Source organism: Pseudomonas sp. GL_093 (assembly GCF_057837605.1).
In genome coordinates this window covers 1,339,618-1,361,995 of record NZ_CM174448.1, presented here as the reverse complement: position 1 = coordinate 1,361,995, position 22,378 = coordinate 1,339,618, and the positions used below count along the sequence as shown (strand labels likewise).

The 22,378-nt window shown below is 58.7% G+C and carries 20 protein-coding genes; 12 read left to right on the top strand and 8 right to left on the bottom strand.

The genetic code is table 11. The features are described from left to right. Nucleotides 1-2: 2 nt before the first annotated feature. The 7 genes from ispC to rpsB all read right to left on the bottom strand — a co-directional run bounded on the left by ispC (nt 3) and on the right by rpsB (nt 6,066). Nucleotides 3-1,193: a 1-deoxy-D-xylulose-5-phosphate reductoisomerase gene (ispC, locus tag AC3IUE_RS06015; RefSeq protein WP_056739158.1), complete on the bottom strand. Its 1,191-nt coding sequence runs from the start codon at nt 1,191-1,193 to the stop codon at nt 3-5. Continuing rightward, entirely contained in the window at nt 1,190-1,996 is an 807-nt protein-coding gene (locus tag AC3IUE_RS06010; protein ID WP_489266163.1) for a phosphatidate cytidylyltransferase, read from the bottom strand. The genes ispC and AC3IUE_RS06010 overlap by 4 nt, the downstream gene beginning before the upstream one ends. Further along, the gene (uppS, locus tag AC3IUE_RS06005) at nt 1,996-2,751 is read right to left on the bottom strand and encodes a polyprenyl diphosphate synthase (RefSeq protein ID WP_489266161.1); all 756 of its coding nucleotides are present in this window, start codon (nt 2,749-2,751) and stop codon (nt 1,996-1,998) included. The genes AC3IUE_RS06010 and uppS overlap by 1 nt, the downstream gene beginning before the upstream one ends. Before the next feature lie 13 nt (nt 2,752-2,764). Continuing rightward, the gene (frr, locus tag AC3IUE_RS06000; protein ID WP_008028968.1) at nt 2,765-3,322 is read right to left on the bottom strand and encodes a ribosome recycling factor; all 558 of its coding nucleotides are present in this window, start codon (nt 3,320-3,322) and stop codon (nt 2,765-2,767) included. Continuing rightward, a complete protein-coding gene (pyrH, locus tag AC3IUE_RS05995; protein WP_003172271.1) occupies nt 3,319-4,062 on the bottom strand; it encodes a UMP kinase in 744 nt (247 codons plus the stop codon). Before pyrH ends, frr begins: the two co-directional genes overlap by 4 nt. Before the next feature lie 210 nt (nt 4,063-4,272). Next, the gene (gene tsf, locus AC3IUE_RS05990; RefSeq protein WP_033056302.1) at nt 4,273-5,136 is read right to left on the bottom strand and encodes a translation elongation factor Ts; all 864 of its coding nucleotides are present in this window, start codon (nt 5,134-5,136) and stop codon (nt 4,273-4,275) included. Between the two features lie 192 nt (nt 5,137-5,328). Beyond that, on the bottom strand, nt 5,329-6,066 hold the full coding sequence (rpsB, locus tag AC3IUE_RS05985; RefSeq protein ID WP_003219330.1) for a 30S ribosomal protein S2: 738 nt from the start codon (nt 6,064-6,066) through the stop codon (nt 5,329-5,331). Nucleotides 6,067-6,439: 373 nt separating this feature from the next. Between rpsB and map the strand changes: the two genes are divergently transcribed. The 9 genes from map to AC3IUE_RS05940 all read left to right on the top strand — a co-directional run bounded on the left by map (nt 6,440) and on the right by AC3IUE_RS05940 (nt 16,395). Beyond that, nucleotides 6,440-7,222, top strand: a complete 783-nt coding sequence (gene map, locus AC3IUE_RS05980) for a type I methionyl aminopeptidase (protein WP_046046303.1) — start codon at nt 6,440-6,442, stop codon at nt 7,220-7,222. Nucleotides 7,223-7,267: 45 nt separating this feature from the next. Then, nucleotides 7,268-9,970 carry a [protein-PII] uridylyltransferase gene (locus AC3IUE_RS05975; protein WP_489266157.1) on the top strand — a complete coding sequence of 901 codons (2,703 nt, stop codon included), beginning with the start codon at nt 7,268-7,270 and terminating at the stop codon, nt 9,968-9,970. A 43-nt stretch (nt 9,971-10,013) separates the two neighbouring features. Next, on the top strand, nt 10,014-11,213 hold the full coding sequence (gene dapC / locus AC3IUE_RS05970) for a succinyldiaminopimelate transaminase (protein ID WP_489266155.1): 1,200 nt from the start codon (nt 10,014-10,016) through the stop codon (nt 11,211-11,213). A gap of 165 nt (nt 11,214-11,378) precedes the next feature. Further along, nucleotides 11,379-12,140 (top strand): M12 family metallopeptidase, encoded by a 762-nt coding sequence (locus AC3IUE_RS05965; RefSeq protein WP_489266153.1) that lies wholly within the window; start codon nt 11,379-11,381, stop codon nt 12,138-12,140. A gap of 146 nt (nt 12,141-12,286) precedes the next feature. Continuing rightward, the gene (locus AC3IUE_RS05960) at nt 12,287-13,018 is read left to right on the top strand and encodes a M12 family metallopeptidase (RefSeq protein ID WP_489266151.1); all 732 of its coding nucleotides are present in this window, start codon (nt 12,287-12,289) and stop codon (nt 13,016-13,018) included. 217 nt (nt 13,019-13,235) lie between these two features. After that, nucleotides 13,236-13,598: an ArsC family reductase gene (locus AC3IUE_RS05955; RefSeq protein ID WP_046046309.1), complete on the top strand. Its 363-nt coding sequence runs from the start codon at nt 13,236-13,238 to the stop codon at nt 13,596-13,598. A 32-nt stretch (nt 13,599-13,630) separates the two neighbouring features. Beyond that, the gene (dapD, locus tag AC3IUE_RS05950; protein ID WP_461997162.1) at nt 13,631-14,665 is read left to right on the top strand and encodes a 2,3,4,5-tetrahydropyridine-2,6-dicarboxylate N-succinyltransferase; all 1,035 of its coding nucleotides are present in this window, start codon (nt 13,631-13,633) and stop codon (nt 14,663-14,665) included. 123 nt (nt 14,666-14,788) lie between these two features. Continuing rightward, on the top strand, nt 14,789-15,994 hold the full coding sequence (locus AC3IUE_RS05945; protein WP_489266148.1) for an aminotransferase class V-fold PLP-dependent enzyme: 1,206 nt from the start codon (nt 14,789-14,791) through the stop codon (nt 15,992-15,994). After that, nucleotides 15,991-16,395, top strand: a complete 405-nt coding sequence (locus AC3IUE_RS05940; RefSeq protein WP_489266146.1) for a SufE family protein — start codon at nt 15,991-15,993, stop codon at nt 16,393-16,395. The genes AC3IUE_RS05945 and AC3IUE_RS05940 overlap by 4 nt, the downstream gene beginning before the upstream one ends. Before the next feature lie 102 nt (nt 16,396-16,497). On the opposite strand, the gene tcdA is transcribed toward AC3IUE_RS05940, so the two are convergent. After that, a complete protein-coding gene (gene tcdA / locus AC3IUE_RS05935) occupies nt 16,498-17,316 on the bottom strand; it encodes a tRNA cyclic N6-threonylcarbamoyladenosine(37) synthase TcdA (protein WP_056739143.1) in 819 nt (272 codons plus the stop codon). A 222-nt stretch (nt 17,317-17,538) separates the two neighbouring features. On the opposite strand from tcdA, the gene AC3IUE_RS05930 reads away from it, so the two are divergent. The 3 genes from AC3IUE_RS05930 to AC3IUE_RS05920 all read left to right on the top strand — a co-directional run bounded on the left by AC3IUE_RS05930 (nt 17,539) and on the right by AC3IUE_RS05920 (nt 22,301). After that, nucleotides 17,539-20,130 (top strand): glycosyltransferase, encoded by a 2,592-nt coding sequence (locus tag AC3IUE_RS05930; RefSeq protein ID WP_489266145.1) that lies wholly within the window; start codon nt 17,539-17,541, stop codon nt 20,128-20,130. Between the two features lie 210 nt (nt 20,131-20,340). Continuing rightward, the gene (gene dapE, locus AC3IUE_RS05925; RefSeq protein WP_008146697.1) at nt 20,341-21,492 is read left to right on the top strand and encodes a succinyl-diaminopimelate desuccinylase; all 1,152 of its coding nucleotides are present in this window, start codon (nt 20,341-20,343) and stop codon (nt 21,490-21,492) included. Further along, the gene (locus AC3IUE_RS05920; protein WP_489266143.1) at nt 21,492-22,301 is read left to right on the top strand and encodes a putative RNA methyltransferase; all 810 of its coding nucleotides are present in this window, start codon (nt 21,492-21,494) and stop codon (nt 22,299-22,301) included. Before dapE ends, AC3IUE_RS05920 begins: the two co-directional genes overlap by 1 nt. The last annotated feature ends 77 nt before the right edge of the window (nt 22,302-22,378 follow it).

Here is a 22,378-nt window from a genome sequence, read left to right as displayed (position 1 = left end):
ACTTACCGCCCGTGACGACTCAACCATTGTTCGGCCAGTACTCGCGCTTTTGCGTCAGCCGTGAACACTGCCTCGAGATCGTCAACCGCAACCACGGGCTCGAGATTCAATACTTCTTCGATGATACTCGCGATTTCCGGGTAGCGAACCCGCCCGTCGAGAAAGGCCGCGACCGCCACTTCATTCGCCGCATTCAGCATGGCCGGCGCGCTATTGCCGGATTCAGCCGCCTGACGCGCAAGGCGCAGGCACGGGAATCGCTCTTCATCAGGCGCCTGGAAGTCCAGCCGCGCAATTGCAAACAGGTCCAGCGGCGCAACACCCGAATCGATTCGCTCCGGCCAGGCCAGCGCGTTGGCGATCGGCGTGCGCATGTCAGGGTTACCTAACTGGGCCAATACCGAACCATCAATGTAATCGACCAGGGAATGAATCACGCTTTGAGGATGAATCACCACTTCGACCTGGGACGGCTTGGCATCAAACAGCCAGCAGGCTTCGATCAGCTCCAGCCCCTTGTTCATCATGCTGGCCGAATCCACCGAAATCTTGCGCCCCATGGACCAGTTCGGGTGGGCACACGCTTGTTCAGGGGAAACATGCACCAGTTCAGCCATAGGTGTCTGTCGGAACGGACCGCCAGAGGCCGTGAGTAAAATCCGACGCACCCCGACGGCACTCAGCCCACGAGCGAAATCCTGTGGCATGCACTGGAAAATCGCGTTGTGCTCGCTGTCGATCGGCAGCAATACCGAACCACTCTTGCGCACCGCCTGCATGAACAGCGCACCGGACATCACCAGTGCTTCTTTGTTGGCCAGGAGGATTTTCTTGCCGGCTTCGACCGCCGCCAGAGTCGGTCGCAGGCCGGCAGCGCCAACGATGGCCGCCATGACCGCATCGACCTCAGGATCGGAAGCAACCTGACACAGGCCCTCCTCACCTACCAGCACGCGGGTCGGCAGGCCTGCGGCGCGCAAGTCGTCCTGCAAGCCTCGGGCAGCACCCGCCTCAGGCACCACGGCGAACCGCGGCGTATGGCGAACGCACAGCGCCAACAGCTCGCTCAGACGGGTGTAACCGCTCAAGGCGAAAACCTGATAACGCTCGGGGTGGCGAGCGATGACGTCAAGCGTGCTCAGTCCAATCGAACCGGTCGCCCCCAGGACGGTAATCTGCTGCGGGCGGCTCACGGTGCCGCCATCCACAGCAGCACGGCAAACACCGGAATCGCTGCAGTCAGGCTGTCGATACGGTCCAGCACGCCGCCGTGACCCGGCAGCAGATTACTGCTGTCCTTGATCCCGGACTGACGCTTGAACATGCTTTCGGTGAGATCACCTACCACCGAGATAAACACGATGATGGCTGCACCAATCAAACCTTTGAACAGCTGCGCCACCGTCCAGTCTCGAACCAGACTGACAATGACAGTAATGACCAGACTCACGGCGAGGCCACCGTAGACGCCCTCCCAGCTTTTGCCGGGACTGACCTGTGGCGCCAGTTTGCGCTTGCCGAAGGCTCGGCCTGAAAAGTAAGCACCGATATCAGCGCCCCAGACCAGCACCATCACCGCCATGATCAGCCAGTTGCCTAAAGACTCCTGCTTGATCTGAATCAGACCTTGCCAGGCGGGTAGCAGGATCAGCAGACCGATCACCAACTTGCAGGCAGCGCTGGACCAAAGATCGCTGGTGCGTGGATAAGTCAGCACCAGATAGGTTGCGACGCCCCACCAAAGCACCGAAGCGCCCAACACCCAGGGTGCGAGCCCAGGCACGATATGCATGACAAACAGCATCAACGCGACCACAGCTGCATAGGCAATGCGGATCGGCTGCTCAGTGAAGCCCGCCAGGCGAGCCCACTCCCATGCACCGAGGGTCACGACCAGCCCGATGAACAGCGCAAAACCAGTGCCTTCGAGCAGGAAAAACCCGCACAGGGCAATCGGCAGCAGGATCAGCGCGGTGATGATTCGTTGTTTAAGCATTAAAACCGGGCTCCAGCCTCGACCTGCTCGCTCGTTTTACCGAAGCGGCGCTGCCGAGAAGCAAAATCGGCCAGCGCGGTACGCATGGCATCGTGTTTGAAGTCCGGCCAGAACAGGTCGGAGAAGTACAACTCGGCGTAAGCCAGTTGCCACAGCAGGAAGTTACTGATGCGGTGCTCGCCACCGGTACGGATGCACAAGTCCGGCAACGGCAAATCACCGGTAGCCAGGCAGGTTTGCAACAGTTCCGGGGTAATGTCTTCCGGACGCAGGTGCCCGGCCTGAACTTCCCGAGCCAGACGCTGTGCGGCCTGCGCAATATCCCACTGTCCGCCATAGTTGGCAGCGATCTGCAGAACGAAGCGATTGGCGCCCGCCGTCATTGCCTCAGCTTCACGCATGGCAGCCTGAAGCTCTGGATGAAAGCGCGTACGGTCGCCAATGATGCGCAAACTGATGTTGTTTTCGTTCAGGCGCTTGGCCTCGCGACGCAATGCCTTGAAGAACAGATCCATCAAGGCGCTGACTTCGTCGGCCGGGCGCTGCCAGTTCTCACTGGAGAAGGCAAACAGGGTCAATACTTCGACCCCGGCCTCAGCGCACACCTCGATCACCGCACGAACCGCATCCACGCCCGCTTTATGACCGGCGACACCCGGCATAAAGCGCTTTTTCGCCCAGCGATTATTACCATCCATGATGATCGCGACATGGCGCGGCACCGCGGACGGCGCAGTCTGCTTGGTCTTTTCCATGAAAACGCGACCCTTATACGGCCATCAGGTCTTTTTCTTTCTGCGCCAGATTCGCGTCGATTTCAGCCACGTACTTTTTGGTCAGATCATCGATCTCACCAGTGGCGCGGCGCTCTTCGTCTTCGCTGATTTCTTTTTCCTTGACCAGATCCTTGAGCTGGCTGTTCGCATCACGACGGATGTTGCGCACCGCAACACGGGCATCTTCAGCGACATCGCGAGCCTGCTTGGTGAAGCCCTTGCGGGTTTCTTCGGTCAGGGCCGGCATGGAGATCAGCAGCAATTCACCCAGGTTGGTCGGGTTGAGGTTCAGACCCGCGCTACCGATGGCTTTGTCGACGGCACCCAGCATGTTGCGCTCAAAGGCAACCACTTGCAGGGTACGGGCGTCTTTGACGGTGATGTTCGCTACCTGCTTGATCGGAGTGTCGGAACCGTAATACGGCACCATCACGCCTTCCAGAATGCTTGGGTGCGCCTGGCCCGTACGAATACGGCCGAAGTTGTGCATCAGCGACTCGACGGATTTCTGCATACGCTCTTTAGCGTCTTTCTTGATTTCGTTGATCATTGTTGGCCTTCCTCGATCAGGGTCCCTTCAGCGCCGCCATGTACGATGTTCAGCAGGGCGCCGGGCTTGTTCATGTTAAATACGCGCAACGGCATCTTGTGGTCGCGGCACAGGCAAATGGCGGTCAGATCCATCACACCCAGCTTGCGATCCAGCACTTCATCGTAAGTCAGATGATCGAACTTCTCGGCATGCGGGTCTTTGAATGGGTCAGCGGTGTAGACGCCATCGACCTTGGTCGCCTTGAGCACGACATCGGCATCGATCTCGATTGCACGCAAGCACGCTGCCGAATCCGTGGTGAAGAACGGATTGCCGGTACCGGCCGCGAAAATCACGACTTCCTTGGCGTTCAAGTGGCGCATGGCTTTGCGGCGATCATAGTGATCGGTTACGCCAACCATGGAAATGGCCGACATCACGATGGCCGAGATATTGGCACGTTCCAGCGCATCGCGCATGGCCAGGGCGTTCATCACAGTGGCCAGCATGCCCATGTGGTCGCCGGTGACCCGATCCATGCCGGCCGCGCTCAGCGCTGCACCGCGGAACAGGTTGCCGCCGCCGATCACCAGACCGACCTGAACACCGATGCCGACCAGTTGGCCGACTTCCAGCGCCATGCGATCCAGAACTTTCGGATCGATCCCGAACTCTTCCGAGCCCATCAGGGCCTCGCCGCTAAGCTTGAGTAGAATGCGTTTATAGCGAGCCTGATAACCACTGCCCTGCTGAGCCATTGCGAATCTCTCCTGCGGCGTATTTTAAAAATTCTTTGCGAGCTGTTTACAGCTGGCGTTCACTCTAACTTGGCGCTGCTTCAGCGCCATCGGAACATGGCTTTGTAAGCCAGTTCCAAAAGGAAACCAATTAAAAATTGGTGCCCCATCTGAAAAGAGGCTGCGCGCGTGAGCGGGCAGCCTCTTCAGGGCGACAGTTAAAAAACTGTCTTATTGCTTGGCGGCAGCCAGCTGGGCAGCAACTTCTTCAGCGAAGTTGTCGACCGGCTTCTCGATGCCATCGCCTACTTTGAAGTAGGTGAAGGAAACGATTTCAGCACCGGCTTTCTTGGCCAGTTCGCCAACCTTGATTTCAGGGTTCTTGACGAACGCCTGCTCAACCAGGCTCGCTTCAGCCAGGAACTTGCTGATACGGCCTTTGACCATATTTTCAACAATGTTTTCTGGCTTGCCGGCGATCTTGTCAGCGTTGAGGGTCAGGAACACGCCCTTCTCACGCTCGACCGCTTCAGCGGAAACTTCCGATGGCAGCAGGAATTCAGGGTTGGTCGCCGCTACGTGCATGGCGATGTCCTTGGCCAGCTCAACGCTGCCGCCTTTAAGGGCAACCACAACACCGATCTTGTTGCCGTGCAGGTAACCACCAACAACGTCACCTTCAACGCGAGCCAGGCGACGGATGTTGACGTTTTCGCCAACCTTGCCGACCAGAACCAGGCGATCGGCTTCTTGAGCTGCGATCAGAGGAGCGACGTCAGTCAGTTTGTCAGCGAACGCTTTTTCAACGCTGGAAGCGACAAATGCCTTGAAGTCATCCTGCAAAGCCAGGAAGTCGGTCTGCGAGTTCACTTCCAGCAGAACGGCGGATTTACCGTCTTCCTTCAGAGCGATTGCGCCTTCAGCAGCCACGTTGCCTGCTTTCTTGGCAGCCTTGATGGCGCCCGAAGCACGCATGTCATCAATGGCTTTTTCGATGTCGCCGCCAGCCTTGGTCAAGGCCTTTTTGCAGTCCATCATGCCTTCGCCAGTACGCTCGCGCAGTTCTTTGACCAACGCTGCAGTAATCTCTGCCATTTCAAAATTCCTCTTGGATAGGTTTTCAACCATTCCACCCGATCGAACGGGCGATCAATTCTTCCCGAACCACCCTTGCTGGCTGCTGCAGGTTACAGAGGCTGTAACTGCGCCGCCGACAAACGGTTTTCGAGGTGGCAAAAAGGGGGCCAAGCCCCCTTTTTGCTTACTGAGTCAACGCCTAGGCGTCAATTACTCAGCTGCTGCTACCGGAGCTTCTTCAACGAACTGCTCGGTGCCGCCAGCAACGTGGTTGCGACCGCGGATAACTGCGTCAGCCATCGAACCCATGTACAGCTGGATAGCGCGGATTGCGTCATCGTTGCCTGGGATGATGTAGTCAACGCCTTCCGGGCTGCTGTTGGTATCGACTACGCCGATAACCGGGATGCCCAGCTTGTTGGCTTCGGTGATCGCGATGCGCTCGTGATCAACGTCGATAACGAACAGAGCGTCTGGCAGACCGCCCATGTCCTTGATACCACCCAGGGAACGATCGAGCTTCTCAAGATCGCGAGTGCGCATCAGCGCTTCTTTCTTGGTCAGCTTGGCGAAAGTACCGTCTTCGGCTTGCACTTCAAGGTCACGCAGACGCTTGATGGAAGCACGGATGGTTTTGAAGTTGGTCAGCATGCCGCCCAACCAGCGGTGATCGACGTACGGCGAACCGCAACGTGCTGCTTCTTCAGCAACGATCTTGCCAGCGGAACGCTTGGTGCCGACGAACAGGATCTTGTTTTTGCCCTGGGCCAGACGCTCTACGAAAGTCAGAGCTTCGTTGAACATTGGCAGGGTTTTTTCAAGGTTGATAATGTGAATCTTGTTACGCGCGCCGAAAATGTACTTACCCATTTTCGGGTTCCAGTAACGGGTCTGGTGACCGAAGTGCACACCGGCCTTCAGCATATCGCGCATGTTGACTTGGGACATGATAGTTCCTTAATAAGTCGGGTTTGGCCTCCACGTATCCCAATGACCAACCAGCAGCATCAGCTGAAGGCACCCAGGTCATCGTGTCGACACGTGTGTGGATTTAGGCTTCTCAGGGGATCCCCGGAAAGCGGCGCATTTTATATCACAAGGCTGAAAAAAACGGAACCCGGATTGTTAAATCCTGGTGCGCGCCTTGGTTCCGTCCCTTGGAATCCTCCAAGAATGCGCCATTCTATAAGGAGAAGCGATGCACAGAGGCTCAGATTTGCGCTGCTCGTCTGTTAGAATCGCGTTTTTCAGGGCCGCGAAGATCGACCGCGCAACGCCCATTCCGTTTTAGAAGGCGCCATCGAGCGCAGAGAGAGCCTGTATGACCGTCACCCTCAAAACCCCAGAGGACATCGCAAAAATGCGCATCGCCGGCAAACTGGCCGCCGATGTGCTGGAAATGATTGCCGAACATGTCAAGCCGGGCATTACCACAGAAGAACTGGACCGCATCTGCCACGACTACATCGTCAACGAGCAGAAAGCCATCCCTGCCCCGCTCAACTACAAGGGTTTCCCGAAGTCGATCTGCACCTCGATCAACCACGTGGTCTGCCACGGCATTCCGAACGAGAAGGCCTTGAAGGATGGCGATACGCTGAACATCGACGTCACCGTCATCAAGGACGGCTACCACGGCGACACCAGCCGCATGTTCCACGTCGGCACCGTGCCGGTCTGGGCCGAGCGCCTGTCGCAAGTGACCCAGGAATGCATGTACAAGGCCATCGAAATTGTCAAACCCGGCTGCCGCCTGGGCGACATCGGTGAAATCATCCAGAAACACGCAGAGAAAAACGGTTTCTCGGTGGTTCGCGAATTCTGCGGTCACGGCATCGGCAAAGTGTTCCACGAAGAGCCGCAGATCCTGCACTACGGCCGCGCCGGCACCGGCATGGAACTGAAGGCCGGCATGACCTTCACCATCGAGCCGATGATCAACCAGGGCAAGGCCGATACCAAGGTGTTGGGCGATGGCTGGACCGCGATTACCAAGGACCGCAAGCTGTCGGCACAGTGGGAACACACCCTGCTGGTAACCGAAACCGGTTACGAGATCTTCACCCTGCGCGCCGACGACACCATCCCGCGCGTTTCGGCCTGATCCGGGCGCGCAGCTCCTCAGCCTCATAGACAGGAAAGCCAATCGATGCCGCAGGTGGATCCCGAACTCTTCGACCGTGGCCAGTTCCAGGCTGAACTGGCCCTGAAGGCAAGCCCGATCGCGGCCTTCAAGAAGGCGATTCGCCAGGCCCGCGAGGTGCTCGACGAGCGCTTTCGCAGCGGCCGCGACATTCGCCGGTTGATCGAGGATCGCGCCTGGTTCGTCGATAACATCCTGCAAAAGGCCTGGGAGCAGTTCAACTGGAGCGAAGACGCCGACATCGCGCTGGTCGCGGTCGGCGGCTACGGTCGCGGTGAGTTGCACCCTTATTCCGACATCGATTTGCTGATCCTGCTGGACAGCGCCGATCACGAAGTTTTCCGAGATTCCATCGAGCGTTTTCTGACGCTGTTGTGGGATATCGGCCTCGAAGTGGGCCAGAGCGTTCGCTCAGTGGACGAATGCGTCCAGGAGGCCCGCGCCGACCTGACGGTCGTCACCAACCTGATGGAAAGCCGCACCATCTGCGGCCCCGAGCGCTTGCGCCAGCGCATGCTGGACGTCACCAGCACCGCGCACATGTGGCCGAGCAAGGACTTCTTCCTGGCCAAACGCGCCGAGCAGAAGGCCCGTCACCACAAATACAACGACACCGAATACAACCTGGAACCCAACGTCAAAGGCTCGCCCGGCGGCCTACGGGATATTCAGACGATTCTGTGGGTGGCCCGTCGCGAGTACGGCACCCTGAACCTGCGGGCCCTGGCCGGCGAAGGCTTCCTGGTCGAGAGCGAAAACGCCCTGCTGGCCTCCTCCCAGGAATTCCTGTGGAAGGTTCGTTACGCCCTGCACATGCTCGCCGGCCGCTCCGAAGACCGCTTGCTGTTTGATCACCAGCGCACCATTGCCGGGCTGCTGGGCTTCAAAGGCGATGATGCCAAGCAAGCCATCGAAAACTTCATGCAGCAGTATTACCGCGTGGTCATGAGCATTGCCCAGCTCAGCGACCTGATCATCCAGCACTTCGAGGAAGTCATCCTCGCGCCGGAAGACCAAGCGCCGCCGCAGCCGATCAACTCGCGATTCCAGCTGCACGACGGTTACATCGAGGCGCGCAACGACAACGTGTTCCGCCGCACACCGTTCGCCATGCTGGAAATCTTCGTACTGATGGCCCAGCAGCCGGAAATCAAAGGCGTGCGCGCCGATACCATTCGTCTGCTGCGAGAACACCGTCACCTGATCGACGACGACTTCCGCAACGACATCCGCAATACCAGCCTGTTTATCGAACTGTTCAAGTGCAAGATCGGCATCCATCGCAATCTGCGACGGATGAACCGCTACGGCATTCTCGGGCGCTACTTGCCGGAGTTCGGCTTCATCGTCGGGCAGATGCAGCACGACCTGTTTCACATCTATACGGTCGACGCTCACACCCTGAACCTGATCAAACATCTGCGTAAGTTGCAGTACACCCAGGTGTCGGAAAAATTCCCGCTGGCCAGCAAGCTCATGGGCAAATTGCCCAAACCCGAGCTGATCTACCTGGCCGGCCTGTACCACGACATCGGCAAGGGCCGGCATGGCGATCACTCGGAAATCGGCGCCGTGGATGCCGAAGCCTTTTGCCAGCGCCACCAGTTGCCGGTGTGGGACAATCGTCTGATCGTCTGGCTGGTGCAGAACCATTTGGTGATGTCGACCACCGCCCAGCGCAAGGACTTGTCCGACCCGCAAGTCATCCACGATTTCGCGCAGATCGTTGGCGACGAAACTCACCTCGACTATCTGTACGTGCTGACCGTCGCCGACATCAACGCCACCAATCCGACGCTGTGGAATTCCTGGCGTGCCAGTCTGTTGCGCCAGCTCTATACAGAGACCAAGCGTGCCTTACGCCGCGGCCTGGAAAACCCGGTCGATCGCGAAGAACAGATCCGCCAGACCCAGAGCGCAGCACTGGACATTCTGGTACGCGGCGGCACCGATCCGGACGACGTCGAGCAGCTGTGGGCGCAATTGGGCGATGACTACTTCCTGCGCCACACCGCCGGCGACGTGGCCTGGCACAGTGACGCGATCCTCCAGCAGCCGGCCGACGGCGGGCCACTGGTGCTGATCAAGGAAACCACCCAGCGCGAGTTCGAAGGCGGCACGCAGATCTTTATCTATGCGCCGGATCAACACGACTTCTTCGCCGTGACCGTGGCTGCAATGGACCAGCTCAACCTGAACATTCACGACGCCCGGGTCATCACCTCCAGCAGCCAGTTCACCCTCGACACCTACATCGTGCTCGACACCGACGGCGATTCGATCGGCGATAACCCGGCGCGGGTCAAACAGATTCGCGAAGGCCTGACCGAGGCCCTGCGCAACCCGGACGACTACCCGACCATCATTCAGCGTCGGGTACCGCGCCAGCTCAAGCATTTCGCGTTTGCGCCACAGGTGACGATCCACAACGACGCCCAGCGTCCGGTGACCGTGCTGGAACTCAGCGCCCCGGACCGCCCAGGCCTGCTGGCACGCATCGGCACGATCTTCCTCGAGTTCGATCTGTCGCTGCAGAACGCCAAGATCGCGACCCTCGGCGAGCGCGTGGAAGACGTGTTCTTCATCACCGATGCGAACAACCAGCCGTTGTCCGACCCATTGCTGTGCAGCCGCTTGCAGGATGCAATCGTCGAACAACTGACCGTCAGTAACGAACCCGATATCAAACTGTCGCGCATCAGCATCTGATTGCGCGTCAGGATTCAGCCGCTTTGAACGAGACCCCGTACCGATGAACAACGCTCTGAACCAGTTGCAGCCCTACCCGTTCGAGAAGCTCCGCGCCCTGCTCGGCAGCGTCACGCCAAACCCGGACAAGCGTGCCATTGCGCTGTCCATTGGCGAGCCGAAACACCGTTCGCCAAGCTTTGTCGCCGAAGCCCTGGCAAGCAATCTGGATAAGATGGCCGTGTACCCGACCACCCTCGGAATTCCGGCCCTGCGTGAAGCCATCGCCGCGTGGTGCGAACGTCGTTTCAGCGTTCCGAACGGCTGGCTCGACCCGGCGCGCAATGTGCTGCCGGTCAACGGCACCCGTGAAGCCTTGTTCGCGTTCACCCAGACCGTGGTCAACCGAGGCGACGATGCACTGGTGGTCAGCCCGAACCCGTTCTATCAAATCTACGAAGGCGCGGCGTTCCTCGCCGGTGCCAAGCCGCATTACCTGCCGTGCCTGGACGAAAACGGCTTCAACCCGGATTTCGACGCCGTTTCCCCAGACATCTGGAAACGCTGCCAGATCCTTTTCCTGTGCTCACCAGGCAACCCGACGGGCGCCTTGATCCCGGTCGAAACCCTGAAGAAGCTGATCACCCTGGCCGACGAATACGACTTCGTGATCGCCGCGGACGAGTGCTACAGCGAACTGTACTTCGACGAACAAACCCCACCGGCCGGCCTGCTCAGCGCCTGCGTGGAACTGGGCCGCAAGGACTTCAAGCGTTGCGTGGTGTTCCATAGCCTGTCCAAGCGTTCCAACCTGCCGGGCCTGCGCTCGGGTTTCGTGGCCGGTGACGCCGACATCCTCAAGGGCTTCCTGCTGTATCGCACCTACCACGGCTGCGCGATGCCGGTTCAAACCCAGCTGGCCAGTGTTGCCGCGTGGAATGACGAAGTGCACGTACGCGCCAACCGTGCGCTGTATCGCGAGAAATACGATGCAGTGCTGGAAATTCTTGGCCCAGTGATGGATGTGCAACGTCCGGACGGCGGTTTCTATTTGTGGCCGAATGTTGAAGGCGACGACGAGGCGTTCTGCCGTGATCTGTTCGTTGAAGAACATGTGACGGTCGTTCCCGGGTCTTATCTGTCTCGCGAAGTGAACGGCTCAAATCCCGGCGCAGGCCGAGTGCGCATGGCGCTGGTTGCACCACTGGCGGAATGTGTCGAAGCCGCTGAGCGGATTCGCAATTTCATAACTAATCGCAAGTAACAACCTGAGCCTGTACTGCGCAACGCAGTACAGGCCTCACTCACAATAAAGCAACAAGCACTTAAACATTAAAACCTCCCCCACCCACTTATCACTGATTCAATCCTAATCAAATGCGCCAACATTCGAACCCATTCGAAAGTTAAATTTGATAAGGGCATACCAATGCATCCTCTAGCACCCTGCCAAGTTATTGGAATCTTTGATCCACGCGCCTCTTACGAGGCTGCTCTACGAGAAAACCCTGACAACCTCCAGAATTCTTCAACCGGTGGACGCCAGAAACGTGGAGTCGCCACGCACTCAAAATTCTGGGCCAGCCACAGAACTCTGAAAATTGCATTTATAAACCCGCCCTCCCCCGCACACCGCAACGCAGTTATCAACGCCATAAAACAATGGCAACACTCAATCAACCTGACACTTGAATTTGTGGACGATGCCACGGGAGATATCCGGATCACGATGGAGGCGCCTGCCAATTACTCGGCCATTGGCACTGATGCGACACTGCGCCAGCCTCATCAGAACACCATGAATGTTGGCACCGACCTGATGCACCCACAATTCGAGGCAACGGTCATGCACGAGTTCGGACATGCACTCGGAATGGAGCATGAACACCAACACCCGCACGCCGATATCCCATGGGACAAACCCAAGGTCTATGACTTCTACCTGCACAACTTCAACTGGTCGAAAGAGCAAGTCGATCATAACTTCTTTAGAACACTGGACGCGATCAACACACGAACAACTCCTTATGACAAACTTTCAATCATGCATTATAAGATTCCGAACGAGTTCACCACCGGCGACTGGTCGGTAGAGAACAACAGCACTATCAGCCAAAAAGATCGGCGACTGATGCGAAAGGTTTATCCCCGCAATAAAGAAGACAGGGCTACTTCATCCCCCCCGGATTAGCCTTGTTGAGATCAAGTTTGCCACTTTTATAACCGGTAACACTTAAGACGAAATTAAGGTTCACCAAACTGCAGAGCCCCCATTACTCTCATGCAGCACATTAGCGTGTGTATTCACACAACCTCACTTCAAGGAAGAAGTAGCCAATGAACAGTATCGAAGACTGCACCCTTATCCAATGGCCCGACGATCAACAATCCTACGAAGCCGCCATCAACGAGAACCCTGAGAATGCCGGCACCGGCGGCGGCACTCGTCGCAAGCGCTCTCTGATCAATTACTCAAAACTGTGGGCAAACGGACGCACACTCAAAATCGCGTTTATCGACGGCCCCGACAATGAACACAAACAGAAAATCATCAATGCGGCCAGCCAGTGGCTGCCCTATATCAATCTGCGCTTCGACTTCGTTGATGGGCTCGAGGGTGACATCAGAATCGCAACTAAAAACAACGTCAACAGCTCAATGTTGGGCACCGATGCGCTGTTGATTCATCCGGACTGGCCTACCATGGATCTGGGTGTCAAACCTGAACATGAAGATTTCGACGTGATCGTGACTCATGAGTTTGGACATGCCTTAGGCGCCATGCATGAACACCAACACCCTGAGGCCAATATTCCCTGGGACAAACCGAAGGTGTATGCGTTCTACCAGAATCGAGAAATGAATCCGCTGACCAAAGAGCAAGTCGACAGAAACCTCATTGCTTCCTTCGATACGATCGAAGCGATTTACACGCCATACGACAGAAAATCCATCATGCACCACCCGGTGGCTAACACGCTGACACTGGGCGATTGGGAAATCCCTATTAACCGAAAGATCAGTAAAAAAGATAAAAAACTGATGAAGTTGCTTTACCCCAAACGTTAGCAGGCGGTTTGCATCAAGCGCGTTTTCCAAGACAATCGACAGCATTGAAGTGCCATATTAGCCGCTTAGACTGCAGGCAGGCCGTTACACCTATGTCGCATGCAATCGCTGATCGCCACGACAAACGGACAAACCCGACCACGACCGACGCGAAACCGTCCGGTCATGGCATAATCCGTCACCTTTTATTTCCAGCACCTGCAAAGGGGGCAATTCCTTGACCGTTTCAAGTAAAACGTTGCACCTTTTCGGCATCAAAGCCTGCGACACCATGAAAAAGGCGCGCACCTGGCTCGATGAACACGCTGTCGGCTATGACTTTCATGATTACAAAGCGGTCGGAATCGACCGTGAACACCTGACCCAATGGTGCGACGAGCACGGCTGGCAAGTGGTGTTGAACCGTGCAGGCACGACCTTTCGCAAGCTCGACGACGAACGCAAAGCCGATCTCGACCAGCCGAAAGCCATCGAACTGATGCTCGCACAACCCTCGATGATCAAGCGCCCGGTGCTTGATCTCGGTGACCGAACCCTGATTGGCTTCAAGCCAGATATCTACGCGGCAGCGCTCAAGTAAGGCAGCCCGTTCCATTTTTTAGAGGTATCAACATGTCCACTACCCTGTTCAGCCTGGCCTTTGGTGTCGGCACTCAAAACCGTCAAGGTGCATGGCTGGAAGTGTTTTACGCGCAGCCACTGCTCAACCCGTCGGCCGAACTGGTCGCTGCCATCGCACCTGTTCTGGGCTACACCGAAGGCAATCAGGCCATCGCGTTCACTACCGCTCAGGCGTCGCAACTGGCTGAAGCCCTGAAAAGCGTCGACGCTGCCCAGGCTGCCTTGCTCACCCGTCTGGCCGAGAGCCACAAGCCGCTGGTCGCAACCCTTCTGGCCGAAGACGCTCAGCTGACTTCCACGCCTGAGGCTTACCTCAAGCTGCACCTGCTGTCCCATCGTCTGGTCAAGCCGCACGGCCTGAACCTGGCCGGTGTGTTCCCGCTGCTGCCGAACGTGGCATGGACTAGCCAGGGCGCAATCGACCTGGCCGAACTGGCCGAACATCAACTGGAAGCCCGTCTGCGCGGCGAGCTGCTGGAAGTGTTCTCGGTGGACAAGTTCCCGAAAATGACTGACTACGTGGTTCCGGCCGGCGTGCGTATCGCTGACGCGGCACGTATTCGTCTGGGCGCTTACGTCGGCGAAGGCACCACCGTGATGCACGAAGGTTTCGTCAACTTCAACGCCGGCACCGAAGGCCCGGGCATGATCGAAGGCCGCGTTTCCGCTGGCGTATTCGTCGGCAAGGGTTCGGACCTGGGCGGCGGTTGCTCGACCATGGGCACCCTGTCGGGCGGCGGCAACATCGTGATCAAGGTCGGCGAAGGCTGCCTGATCGGCGCCAACGCCGGTATCGGCATTCCGTTGGGCGATCGCAACACCGTTGAATCGGGCCTGTACGTGACCGCTGGTACCAAAGTGGCGCTGCTGGACGAAAACAACGCACTGGTCAAAGTCGTGAAGGCCCGTGAACTGGCCGGTCAACCTGACCTGCTGTTCCGCCGCAATTCGGAGACCGGTGCAGTGGAATGCAAAACCCACAAATCGGCCATCGAACTGAACGAAGCGCTGCACGCTCACAACTAAGTGCCGCAGGCACCTGTGGGAGCGAGCTTGCTCGCGATGGCATCCGAGAGACCGCCATCGCGAGCAAGCTCGCTCCCACAAGGTTTGGCGTACACCCGCCCATGTTCACCAGGGCCGAACAACATGATGATTCACTCTCCCTGGCGCGCCGATTTTCCGGCCATCGCCGCATTGCAACGGCAAGACCAGACGTATCTGGACAACGCCGCCACCACGCAAAAACCTCAAGCCCTGCTGGATGCCTTGGCGCACTACTACGCCAACGGTGCGGCCAACGTGCATCGGGCGCAACACCTGCCCGGCGCCCACGCCACTCAGGCGTTCGAGGCCAGCCGCAGCAAAGTCGCCCACTGGCTCAATGCTGGCGATTGCGGGCAGATCATCTTTACCCACGGTGCAACGTCTGCGCTGAACCTCCTGGCTTATGGCCTGGAACATCTTTTCAATCCGGGCGATGAAGTTGTCATCAGCGCCCTGGAGCATCACGCCAATCTGTTGCCATGGCAGCAGCTGGCCCACCGTCGCGACCTGAAACTGGTGATCCTGCCACTGGACGCTGACGGTTTGATCGACCTTGATGCTGCCGCGCAGTTGATCGGTCCGCGCACCCGCTTGCTGGCGGTCAGTCAGCTGTCCAACGTACTCGGTGCCTGGCAACCGCTGCCCGCACTCTTGACGATGGCCAAGGCGCATAACGCGCTGACCGTGGTCGATGGCGCCCAAGGCGTGGTTCATGGCCGGCACGACGTGCAGGCGCTGGGTTGCGACTTCTATGTGTTTTCCAGCCACAAGCTCTACGGCCCCGACGGTCTGGGCGTGCTGTTCGGTCGCAACGAAGCGCTTGAGCAACTGCGCCACTGGCAATTCGGCGGTGAAATGGTGCTGGATGCGGATTACCACAGCGCACGGTTCCGCCCGGCGCCACTGGGTTTTGAGGCGGGTACGCCGCCGATTGCCGGGGTGATTGGTTTGGGGGCGACGCTGGACTATCTGGCGGGGCTCGATCAGGACGCCGTGTCCGCCCATGAAGCAGCGCTGCATGACTATTTGCTCAAAGGCCTTGAAGCACGCAACGGCATTCGGTTGTTGGGCAAACCGCAACTGGCGCTGGCCAGTTTTGTCGTCGAGGGTGTGCATAACTCTGATTTGGCGCATTTGCTGACCGAACAGGGGATCGCGGTGCGCGCCGGTCATCACTGCGCAATGCCGTTGCTCAAGCATTTTGAGCTGGCTGGGGCCATCCGGGTGTCGTTGGCGCTGTACAACGATTCCGAAGACCTGGAGCGGTTCTTTGAAGCGCTGGATCAGGCGCTGGAGTTGTTGCGATGAGTTTGCCCTCCGATGCCGTCACCGCGCTGGATACTTTTCAGAAGGCTGCCGGTTGGGAACAACGGGCGCGGCTGTTGATGCAATGGGGCGACCGACTGCCCGCTTTGAGCGATGTGGATAAAGTCGATGCCAACCGCGTGCATGGCTGTGAAAGTCAGGTGTGGTTGGTGGGTGAATTGCAGGATGGTCACTGGCAGTTTGCCGCGAGCAGCGATGCGCGGTTGATTCGCGGGCTGGTGGCGTTGCTGCTGGCGCGGGTTAACGGGTTGTCGGCGGTTGAGTTGCAGCAGGTGGATTTGCCGGATTGGTTTGATCAGTTGGGGCTTAGCCGGCAGCTGTCGCCGTCGCGCAGTAATGGCCTTAATGCCGTGTTACAGCGGATGAATGAGTTGGCTGGTTAATCGCCATCGCGAGCAGGCTCGCTCCCACAGGGGAATGCATTCCAATGTGGGAGCGACGGTGCGACGATTCGACCTGCTCGCGAAGGGGCCATCCGCAGCCCTCTAAACCTCAGGTTTAACCCGATCCGATGGGCGACGCACACCCGCCACAATCTTATCCACAGCCTTGGTCGCCGCGACCATGCCAAACGTCGCCGTCACCATCATCACCGCACCAAATCCTCCGGCGCAGTCGAGCTTCACACCATCACCGACAAAACTCTTCTGCAAGCAAATGCTGCCATCCGGTTTCGGGTAGCGCAGTTGTTCGGTGGAAAACACGCACGGCACGCTGTAATGGCGGGTCACGGTACGTGAGAAGTTGTAATCCCGGCGCAAGGTCGAGCGCACTTTCGAAGCCAACGGATCATTGAAGGTCCGGTTCAAATCGCACACCTGAATCAACGTCGGATCAATCTGCCCACCCGCACCGCCGGTGGTGATGATCTGAATCTTGCGGCGCTTGCACCAGGCAATCAGCGCCGCCTTGGCATTCACGCTGTCGATGCAATCAATGACGCAGTCGATGTTCGGCGTGATGTATTCGGCCATGGTCTCGCGGGTGACAAAATCCGCCACCGCGTGCACCGTACAGTCCGGGTTGATCCCGCGTAGGCGCTCGGCCATCACGTCAACCTTGGGTTTGCCGACGGTGCTGTCCAGCGCGTGCAACTGACGGTTGGCGTTGCTGACGCAGACGTCATCCAGGTCGAACAGCGAAATCTCGCCCACGCCACAACGGGCGACGGCTTCCGCCGCCCAGGAACCGACGCCACCGACGCCGACGATCGCCACGTGGGCCGCGCGCAGGCGCTCCAGGCCGTCGATGCCATACAAACGGGCGATGCCTGCAAACCGCGGATCTTCTGTACTCATGACCATTACCCCAAAAACCGGCGCGCATTATAGGGCCACAGTGCGAGAACTTTTAACCTTCCGGCGACAAGTGAAAGAACTTATGTGAAACCAGAGTGCCCAATGTCGGGCGTTTCCCTGTTCGCTGTACGGTCAGAGAACCTCCAGTGTAGGATGCGCGCCCCTGCCCCCTGGCAGCCAGCCGCAAACCGTTCCTTCGTTCCACAGCCTTTGGAACCCGAAAAAGCTATGTCATCGCGTAAATTTGGACTCAACCTGGTCGTGGTGCTCGCCATCGCAGCCTTGTTTACCGGCTTCTGGGCGCTGATCAATCGCCCGGTCACCGCCCCCAACTGGCCTGAACAGATCTCCGGCTTTTCGTACTCGCCGTTCCAGCAAGGGCAGTACCCACAAAAAGAGCAATACCCGACCGACGATGAAATGCGTCGCGATCTGGAGATCATGAGCAAGCTGACGGACAACATCCGTACTTACTCGGTCGATGGCAGCCTGGGGGATATTCCCAAGCTCGCCGAAGAATTCGGTTTGCGCGTGACGCTGGGTATCTGGATCAGCCCGGATCTTGCGCGCAACGAGCGTGAAATCCTGCGCGCCATTGACCTGGCCAATACCTCCCGCAGCGTGGTTCGCGTCGTAGTCGGTAACGAGGCGATCTTCCGTAAGGAAATTACCGCCGCCGAACTGAGCGTGATCCTTGATCGCGTCCGCGCGGCAGTGAAAGTACCGGTGACGACCTCCGAGCAATGGCACGTCTGGGAAGAAAACCCGAGCCTGGCCAAGCACGTCGACCTGATCGCCGCCCACGTCCTGCCGTACTGGGAACATGTTCCGATGGAGCAGTCCGGGCAGTTCGTACTCGACCGCGCCCGGGACCTGAAAAAGATGTTCCCGAAAAAACCGCTGCTGCTGTCGGAAGTCGGCTGGCCGAGCAACGGCCGTATGCGCGGTGGCGCCGATGCGTCGCCGGCAGACCAGGCGATTTATCTGCGGACCTTGGTCAACAAGCTCAATCGCCAGGGCTTCAACTACTTCGTGATCGAAGCGTTTGACCAGCCGTGGAAGGCCACTGACGAAGGCTCGGTGGGCGCGTACTGGGGCGTGTTCAACGCCGCGCGCCAGCAGAAATTCAACTTCGAAGGCCCGGTGGTCGCGATCCCGCAATGGCGCGTGCTGGCGATCGGCTCGGCCGTGTTGGCCCTGCTGTCCCTGACCCTGCTGATGATCGACGGCTCGGCCTTGCGTCAACGTGGCCGCACCTTCCTGACCTTCATCGCGTTCCTCTGTGGTTCGGTGCTGGTGTGGATTGGTTACGACTACAGTCAGCAATACAGCACCTGGTTCAGCCTGACGGTGGGCTTCTTGCTTGCCCTCGGCGCACTCGGGGTGTTTATCGTGCTGCTGACCGAGGCGCATGAACTGGCCGAAGCGGTCTGGACTCACAAGCGTCGGCGTGAATTCCTGCCGGTGGTCGGCGATTCGGACTACCGACCGAAAGTCTCGATTCACGTACCTTGCTACAACGAGCCGCCGGAGATGGTCAAACAGACCCTCAACGCCTTGGCCAACCTCGACTATCCGGACTTCGAAGTCCTGATCATCGACAACAACACCAAGGACCCGGCGGTCTGGGAACCGGTGCGCGATTATTGCGAAACCCTCGGCCCGCGCTTCAAGTTCTTCCACGTTGCACCGTTGGCCGGCTTCAAGGGTGGCGCGCTGAATTACCTGATTCCGCACACCGCCAAGGATGCCGAAGTGATTGCGGTGATCGACTCGGATTACTGCGTCGACCCGAACTGGCTCAAGCACATGGTGCCGCACTTCGCCGATCCGAAAATCGCCGTGGTGCAGTCGCCGCAGGATTACCGCGACCAGAACGAAAGCACCTTCAAGAAGCTCTGCTACGCGGAATACAAAGGTTTCTTCCACATCGGCATGGTTACCCGTAACGACCGTGACGCGATCATCCAGCACGGCACCATGACCATGACCCGGCGCTCGGTGCTCGAGGAACTGGGCTGGGCTGACTGGTGCATCTGTGAAGACGCCGAGTTGGGTCTGCGCGTGTTCGAGAAAGGCTTGTCAGCGGCGTATTACCACACCAGCTACGGCAAAGGCCTGATGCCCGATACCTTTATCGACTTCAAGAAACAGCGTTTCCGCTGGGCTTATGGAGCGATTCAGATCATCAAGCGTCACACCGCCAGTTTGCTGCGCGGCAAGGACACCGAGCTGACCCGTGGCCAGCGTTACCACTTCCTCGCGGGCTGGTTGCCGTGGGTCGCGGATGGCATGAACATCTTCTTCACCGTGGGCGCCCTGTTGTGGTCGGCGGCGATGATCATCGTGCCGCAGCGGGTCGATCCGCCGTTGTTGATTTTCGCGATCCCGCCATTGGCGCTGTTCGTGTTCAAGGTTGGCAAGATCATCTTCCTGTACCGCCGTGCGGTCGGGGTCAACCTGAAGGATGCGTTCTGCGCGGCATTGGCAGGGTTGGCGTTGTCGCACACCATCGCCAAAGCGGTGCTGTACGGTTTCTTCACCAGCAGCATTCCGTTCTTCCGCACCCCGAAAAACGCCGACAACCACGGCTTCTGGGTGGCGATTTCGGAAGCTCGCGAAGAAATGTTCATCATGCTGCTGTTGTGGAGCGCGGCGCTGGGGATTTTCCTGGTGAACGGCCTGCCGAGTAACGACATGCGCTTCTGGGTGACGATGTTGCTCGTGCAATCATTGCCATACCTGGCGGCGCTGATCATGGCGTTCTTGTCTTCGCTGCCGAAACCGGCGGTCGAGGGCGAGACGGCTCCGGCGGTCTAAATCGTTCCAGATGCACTAAACGGCGGCCAATGGCCGCCGTTTTGCTTTAAGATAACCGCCATTTTGCAGGCCTTGCGCCCAATGGCCTGACCCAATACCTGTGGGAGCGAGCCTGCTCGCGATGCAGGCGATGAGGTTTGTCATACGGACCGTGTCATCGTTCATCGCGAGCAGGCTCGCTCCCACATTTACAGTTTCCGGAGTTTTCCCATGACGGCCCACGCCGACCTTTCGCCGACCCTTCAACTCGCCATCGACCTGATCCGCCGTCCGTCCGTGACGCCGGTCGACGCCGATTGCCAGAAGCAGATGATGCAGCGCCTGGGCGATGCCGGTTTTGCGCTTGAGCCAATGCGCATCGAAGATGTGGATAACTTCTGGGCGACCCACGGTAAACACGACGGTCCGGTGCTGTGCTTTGCCGGTCACACCGACGTGGTGCCGACCGGCCCGGTGACTGCCTGGCAGATCGACCCGTTCAACGCAGTAATCGACGAACACGGCATGCTCTGCGGCCGTGGCGCGGCGGACATGAAAGGCAGCCTCGCTTCCATGACCGTGGCGGCTGAGCGTTTCGTCACCGACTACCCGGATCACAAGGGCAAGGTTGCTTTCCTGATCACCAGCGACGAAGAAGGCCCGGCGCACCACGGCACCAAAGCCGTGATCGAACGCCTTGCCGCCCGTAAGGAGCGTCTGGACTGGTGCATCGTCGGCGAACCGTCGAGCACCACCCTGGTGGGTGACGTGGTCAAGAACGGCCGTCGCGGTTCCCTCGGTGCCAAGCTGACCGTGCGCGGCGTGCAAGGTCACGTGGCTTATCCGCACCTGGCGAAGAACCCGATCCACCTCGCCGCCCCGGCGCTGGCCGAACTGGCCGCCGAGCATTGGGACCACGGCAACGATTTCTTCCCGCCGACCAGTTTCCAGATCTCCAACGTGAACTCCGGCACTGGCGCGACCAACGTGATCCCGGGTGACCTGGTGGCGGTGTTCAACTTCCGCTTCTCCACCGAATCCACCGTTGAAGGCCTGCAAAAGCGCGTCGCCGATATTCTCGACAAACATGGCCTGGACTGGCACATCGACTGGGCGCTGTCCGGTCTGCCGTTCCTCACCGAGCCGGGTGCGTTGCTGGATGCTGTCGCGTCGAGCATCAAGGACATCACCGGTCGTGAAACCAAGGCGTCCACCAGCGGCGGCACCTCCGACGGGCGCTTTATCGCGACCATGGGTACGCAGGTGGTTGAACTGGGCCCGGTCAACGCGACGATCCACCAGGTCAACGAGCGTGTGCTGGCTGCCGACCTCGACGTGCTGACCGAAATTTACTACCAGACCCTGATCAAGTTGCTCGCCTGATGCTCGCTTGCCCGATCTGCAGTGAACCGCTGAACGCGGTGGACAACGGCGTGGCCTGCCCCGCCGGGCATCGTTTCGACCGTGCGCGCCAGGGTTACCTGAACCTGTTGCCGGTGCAGCACAAGAACAGCCGCGACCCTGGGGATAACCTGGCGATGGTCGAAGCCCGGCGCGACTTTTTGAACGCCGGCCATTACGCGCCGGTGGCCAAGCGTCTGGCCGAACTGGCCGCTCAGTACGCGCCCCAGCGCTGGCTGGACATCGGTTGTGGCGAGGGTTACTACACCGCGCAAATCGCCGAGGCCTTGCCGAACGCCGACGGTTACGCGTTGGACATCTCCCGGGAAGCGGTCAAACGCGCCTGCAAACGCAACCCGCAGCTGACCTGGTTGATCGCCAGCATGGCGCGGGTGCCGTTGGCCTCGGGCAGCTGCCAGTTTCTCGCCAGCGTCTTCAGCCCGCTGGATTGGGAGGAAGCCAAACGCCTGCTCAGCCCAGGTGGCGGTTTGATGAAAGTCGGCCCCACCAGCGGCCATCTGATGGAATTGCGCGAACGTCTGTACAACGAAGTGCGTGAATACACCGATGACAAGCATCTGGCCCTGGTGCCGGAAGGCATGGCGCTGCAGCACAGCGAAACCCTGGAGTTCAAACTGACGCTGGAAAAGGGTCAGGACCGTGCGAACCTGTTGGCCATGACGCCCCACGGCTGGCGCGCCAGTGCTGAACGCCGGGCGGCGGTCATCGAACAGGTCGAGCCGTTCGAGGTCACCGTTTCGATGCGCTACGATTACTTCGTACTTCAATAATTTTTAATTTTTTGGTCTTCGGCATTTGCCGTAGGCCGGCTAAATCCGCGAATGGATTTTTCAAGACCGCAGTGAGG